Source organism: Bradyrhizobium sp. MI1.11 (genome assembly GCF_055811255.1).
The window spans coordinates 1-5,498 of record NZ_JBVVPM010000122.1 but is presented as its reverse complement, the minus strand read 5'-3'; the positions used below and the strand labels follow the sequence as shown (position 1 = coordinate 5,498).

The window sequence follows — 5,498 nt, the reverse complement described above, 5'->3', positions numbered from 1 at the left end:
AGCTGCACCCAACAGGCCGCACATATGGATGCAAGCGATCCGATCAAACCTCACAAAGCTCTTGTGCCACGGGGGCCGTCCACATATGGGTCGCGGCCGGCATGATCGAGGCCAACAAGGGCTTCCGACGGTTGAAGGCGCACAAGCAATTGTCGTTTCTGCGTGCGGCCCTTCAGGCTCACCACGATCGCATGACGATCAAGCCCGTTGCCCACGTCACGAGGGCCGCGTAACATTCATCCCGGCAACGTCGGCCCGACGCAGTTCAACAGCGATCGGGACATCTCCAGTTAATCGACTGGCGCAATCCGCAGCACACGCGGCGGCCACAGAGCGCAGGATAGGCTCAAAAACGTTCTGAGGTGCGGAAGAAAAGACGCCTCAAATCACCTCTTTTCCCATCGGGGCCTTGGGTGACGGCCTTGGATCGCTGCCAGACGACGTCGAAACCCTGCAAGCGGCATTGCTGGGGAGGCTGCGGCCGCCCGTGCCCGGCAGTCCGACGACCAGGCGTTGATCGCCCATCTGAAGCTGCAAATCGAGAACTTAAGCGCGACCGCCATGGTCCGCGCTCGGAGCGTACCGCGCGGCTATGCAGCATGCGATGCCGGTCGGCTGGCCTTTTGCTAGTAGTTGTCCCGCGGTCCGTGGCCCTGCAGAATATTCGATCCTCGATTGATTGACCCGGGATCGGAGCACCTGACGCGCCTGCATCAGGGAGTCAACTGGAAGAATCCGCAGCGTTCGGAGGCGCCATGAGACGTACGATAACGGCAAGATGTTGCTTCACGTCGTTACCTAATTTACGCAAATCCACTGCATCCTTATACTTTCCGACGTCCTCGCGGAGGTGTACGGCGTTTGGTCCCGAGCGCCGAGACGAATCAGGTGATCATCACCGACGATCTATCGACGTCTCTTAACGCCCCACCGGTTGTCGCCCTCGGACGCGCTGCCCGCTGGCGCAGCAGAGATGCCCTCATGAGGAACTCGCCGTCATCGAATGCCGCATCATCTCGCCGCCTGCCATTCCGAACTGACGCGGGTTGACGCCATTGAGCACCGGCCGCCATCCGAGGCCGGCTACGACTAAACGACCATCGTCCAAGCATCTGCGACGGCCTCGTTGCGTTAACGCCGCGAACGTGAGGTGCCAATGCCTTCCTTCAATGCCTCATTGAACCCTGGGAAGCAATCTCACTGGCCGATTGCACGGAAGCTGGCGTAAGATCAAGATTGCCGATTAAGGCCACAATAAAATCGGTCTGGCCTCGTGAGAAAAACAGCCGGCTTTGTTGTTTTCCAGCGCCTATCGGCTCGAACGCAGGAAGTTTCGCAATGGATTTACCCATCGCAGGTGTTATCAAGGACAGCTACGAGCGGATGCCGCGACAAATGAAGGTCGCCGCACGTTGGTTGCTCGATCATCCAGCAGAGGTCGCATTGCTGTCGATGCGGGAGCAGGCGCGGCGGGCGCGAGTACCGCCGGCCACGCTTACGCGGCTTGCACAGCGTCTCGGCTTCGAGGGATTCGACGGCTTGAAAGAGATAGTCGCGGATAGCATTAGGGAGCGCCCCGAAGGCTTCGCGGGACGTGCAGAAGAGCTATTCGCACGACGAGAGGCCGAGGGCGATGCCCCCCTTATCGGTGATACGATCGACGCCTTGCATAGCCATCTAACGGACCTCCTCCGTCCCTCCGCGATTGCTGCATTTGCAGCTGCAGCCGATTTGATCGTGGAGGCGCGTCACATTTTTTGTCTCGGTCTCCGCTCAAGTTTTCCTGCAGCATATCTGATGCATTATGTCGGCTCATTGCTCGGGTCGCCCACGGTACTGATCAACGGAATAGGCGGAACGGCCAATGACGTGCTGCGGTCCGTCGGTCCACAAGACGTTTTATTGGCGGTTACTGTTAGCCCCTACACGCGCTACACAGTTGAGGCTGCGGAGTTTGCGGTCGCCCGCGGTGCGAAGCTCATCGCAGTGACCGACAGTGATCTGTCTCCAATTACTAAGCTTTCCGAAGTTGTGATTCCTATCAAGACCGAAACGCCATCGTTCTTTCATACAATGACTCCAGCGATCGCGGCGGTGGAGTGTCTCCTGGAGCTAATCGCGGCCAAGCGCGGCAGCCGCGCGCTTGACGCGTTGGCAGCGAACGAAGCGCATCTCGCAGCATTCGATACTTATGTCCTGAAAATACCGCGCAAGCACGGTCCGCGCCCCGGCCGGGGCGAGCGCCACGCGGCCGCCTCTCGCGGGAGGCATCGCCGAAGCAACATGGCGACCCACAAACCTTGAAGAAAAACTCCCCTTGTACCGGCCAGGTTAGCGCGAACGAAATCCATCCCTGAACCAGGTGGCTAAAATGGAGTCGACTGTGGCTGGCCACCGACGTCAAGGCTCGTATTCGCCACCCAGAGCCTCTCCTTGTCCCTGATTAGGCGTTGGTTCCGAATCCGCCCCGTCAGCCCGGTCATGGAGCTGCGAGAGCCGGGGGTCAGGTGCGGCCAAGACCTCGCATACAGTGGCCAAAATGCGCTCGCGCTGAACGAAATGATGCGAATGTTGCAAGTTGCGCAACAACGGTCTGAATGCGCCAAATATCTTGTGCGCCGCGGCCCTTCGGCTCCGGCGAACGGGACGGGCCCTGCTAGCGACTGGCGGGGCGATTCGGGTATGAGGCATGACAATGAGTCGGCGTGCGACCATGATGGGAGGCGGAGCGCCGCCTTCGTGGGGAGTGGCCAGGGATGGAGCTATGCGGAATTTTGGGCGACGAGGCGATCAGGCGGCGTGGTTTGCCGTCATGTGGATGACCTCGATGCCGTCGTTGAATCTGACACCTGCAATCACCTCCGGCAACTGATTTGTGCCTTTGAGCCGCCGCCAGGTCTTTGATGCGGCGATAATCAGCTTGAACACCATCAGCCTGGCGGTCGTCGACGACAGCGGTCCTTTCGTCCGCACGGCTCTGTGCCGCACGGTCGCGAACACGCTTTCGATTGGGTTGGTAACCGGTATAAGATTCTCGGTGCCGATGTTCGGCTGCGGTTTTCAAGATCGTGGCGTAGGGTGCGACCATCCGGGACAGAGGCACCGGGAGCACGAAGGTGTGGGCAGGCCGATGCGTACGATGAGGGCGAGCTCGAGTTAGTAGCTGGCCGCCTCTACGATTAGCCCGGTTGCGCCGTGAGCGCGGATCCGTAGTTGGTCGTCCGTTAAGAAGCCGAATTGAGCGGGAGCGGACAGGCAAACGTATGCGATAGCTGGATCAGGAAGAGGCACAAGAGTTCTCTGAGCCAGGCGAGGATACGGCGGAAGTTGTGGTCGACTGCTGAGAGCACGACGTTGGCGGCGTCGCCGGCGCGGCCTTTGAGATAGCAGCGGCCAAGGTGACAAAGCTGGCCCGGCAAATTCGGACAGTAGCTTTAGTGGATTTTCTGCCTGACAGCGGCGAGGATTCTTGCCGCGAATCAGGAGCGAAGATGACGACGAAGAGCCGCCGGACGCATTCTCCGGCATTCAAGGCGAAGGTTGCTTTGGCTGCGATCAAAGGCGATAAGACGCTGGCAGAGCTGGCGCAACTGTTTGATGTTCATCCGAACCAGATCATCTGGAAAAACCAGCTCCTGGAAGGCGCCGCCGGCGTGTTTGGGCATGACAAGGCATCGGCCGAGACGCCGGTCGATTTGAAGGCGTTACATGCCAAGATCGGCGAGCTGGCGTTGGAAAACGATTTTTTGTCCGGCGCGCTCACCAAGGCGGGCCTGCTGAGCGCAAAGCAATGATCGACCGCGGTCATGATCTTTCTATCGTGCGCCAGGCGAAGGTCCTGAAGCTGGCTCGCAGCACGGTCTACTATGAACCTCGGCCAGTTTCGGCCGAGGACCTTGCCTTGATGCGTCGGCTCGATGAGCTGCATCTCGATGATCCCTTCGCGGGAGGGCGTATGCTGCGATCGTTGCTGCGGCGGGAGGGCCTATACGCTGGTCGCCGCCACATCGCGACGCTAATGAGTCGTCCGTTAAGAAGGCGAATTGAGCGGGGCTGGACCGGCCAGCACGCGGCATAGTCGGACCAGGAACAGGCACAAGAGTTCTCTGAGCCAGGTTAGGATGCGGCGGAAGTTGTGGCCGACGGCTGAGAGGATGACGTTGGCGGCGTCTCCGGCACGGCCTTTGAGGTAGCAGCGACCGAGGTGACCTTCGGTCTTCATGTGGCCGATGATGGGCTCGATGGCGGAGCGGCGGCGCAGCTCGCGCTTGATGACGCCGAAGACGCCGCGCTTTTGGCCGGAGATGAAGACGCGACGTGGATTTTGAGCATCGTGGCCGCGGTATCCGTTGTCGACATAGGCCCGCTCGGTCGGACATCCGGTGAGCGTCTCGGTCCGGTCGATGACGTTCCGCAAGGTGTGACCGTCGTAGGGATTTTCGGGCAGCGAGCTGGCATGCAGTACGAACAGGCCGCCGGGAGCTCGGCGATTGTTGGTGACGATGGAGGCCTTCACGCCGAACTCGTAAGGGGCTGAGGCCTTGCCTTTGCCGATGCACTCCACCTCCGGGGCATGAAAGGAATAGAGCTTCCAGCCGCGCTGGCGCTGCTGCTGGGAGCGGATCTGGCTGGCTCGGCCAAGCGGAAGGGCGAATGCCTCCTCGAGGGCTGGCTGGCCCTCGATCTTGCGACGGATGTCGCGGATGATCCGGCCCAGCCGGCTGCGCAGGATACGCAACTGCCGCTGATGCCGCCCGAACTGTTTGGCATGGGCGTAGCGGCCCGCCATCATCGCAGCGGCCTTGGCCACGCGAGAATAGGATTGCCGGAGCCTGACGCTGTGCCTTCTCGCCAGGCGGTTGAGGCCCTGGATGGCCGCATGAAGCAGCTTGGCGTCGGTCGGGAAGGTGATGGCCTTCGGCTGCACCGTGGTGTCGACCGTGACGCGCTTGAGGTCCTGGCTGCGTAAGGCGCCGGCTTCGTGCGCCACCCGCAGGCTCTCGGCCAGCAGCAGCTCCAGCTTGTCGCCGAGCCGCTTGCGCCAATGGCTCAGGTCCGAGCGTTCGTGCGGGAAAGCGTGCCGGAAAAACTCTTCGCCGGTGAAGAACTGGAAATAAGGGTCGTGGACCCAGCGCTCGCACACCCCCTCATCGGACAGCCCGTAGATATGCTTGAGCAACAACAGCCCGATCATGAAGCGGGTCTCGATCCCCGGCCGGCCGTTCTCGCTGTAGAGCGGCGCGATCTCGCCGTCGATCCAGTCCCAATCGATCTTGCCGGCAAGCAGAACCAACTCGTGGTTCAGATTGATGATCTGGTCCAGCCGCGCCCGGAACAGATCGTTCGATCCCGTCGTCTTGTGCTTCTTCGGCCGCATCGTTCCCTCCGATGCACCACAGAATCATGGGCCGCAGGGAAAGGGAATCTGGAGGGTTCTGTGAGGTCGCGCTCACGCGAGGGCGCGGCAGGCGCTTGTGACGCGACCTCATTGAAGCCGG

Annotated in this window: 2 protein-coding genes and 5 pseudogenes; 4 read left to right on the top strand and 3 right to left on the bottom strand. The window is 60.9% G+C overall.

Features of this window, described 5'->3' with window-relative positions; genetic code table 11:
• The 3 genes and pseudogenes from AC0L30_RS42200 to AC0L30_RS42190 form a co-directional block, all read left to right on the top strand.
• Positions 1-233, top strand: a pseudogene (locus AC0L30_RS42200) (hypothetical protein); the annotation flags it as partial.
• 176 nt (positions 234-409) lie between these two features.
• Positions 410-593 (top strand): annotated as a pseudogene (locus AC0L30_RS42195) (IS66 family transposase); the annotation flags it as partial.
• 745 nt (positions 594-1,338) lie between these two features.
• Positions 1,339-2,304, top strand: coding sequence for a MurR/RpiR family transcriptional regulator (locus AC0L30_RS42190; protein WP_473309386.1), 966 nt, complete (start codon positions 1,339-1,341; stop codon positions 2,302-2,304).
• Between the two features lie 486 nt (positions 2,305-2,790).
• Here the strand turns inward: AC0L30_RS42190 and AC0L30_RS42185 are convergent.
• Positions 2,791-3,018: pseudogene (locus AC0L30_RS42185) on the bottom strand (IS256 family transposase); the annotation flags it as partial.
• A gap of 206 nt (positions 3,019-3,224) precedes the next feature.
• Positions 3,225-3,401: pseudogene (locus tag AC0L30_RS42180) on the bottom strand (IS5/IS1182 family transposase); the annotation flags it as partial.
• A gap of 90 nt (positions 3,402-3,491) precedes the next feature.
• On the opposite strand from AC0L30_RS42180, the pseudogene AC0L30_RS42175 reads away from it, so the two are divergent.
• Positions 3,492-4,027, top strand: a pseudogene (locus tag AC0L30_RS42175) (transposase); the annotation flags it as partial.
• 3 nt (positions 4,028-4,030) lie between these two features.
• On the opposite strand, the gene AC0L30_RS42170 reads toward AC0L30_RS42175, so the two are convergent.
• Complete coding sequence (locus tag AC0L30_RS42170; protein ID WP_473406724.1) at positions 4,031-5,377, bottom strand: IS5 family transposase; 1,347 nt, start codon at positions 5,375-5,377, stop codon at positions 4,031-4,033.
• Between the last annotated feature and the right edge of the window lie 121 nt (positions 5,378-5,498).

Coding starts and splice junctions, on each gene's coding strand:
- AC0L30_RS42190 (WP_473309386.1), top strand. CDS start 1,339: ATGGATTTACCCATCGCAGGTGTTATCAAGGACAGCTACGAGCGGATG.
- AC0L30_RS42170 (WP_473406724.1), bottom strand. CDS start 5,377: ATGCGGCCGAAGAAGCACAAGACGACGGGATCGAACGATCTGTTCCGG.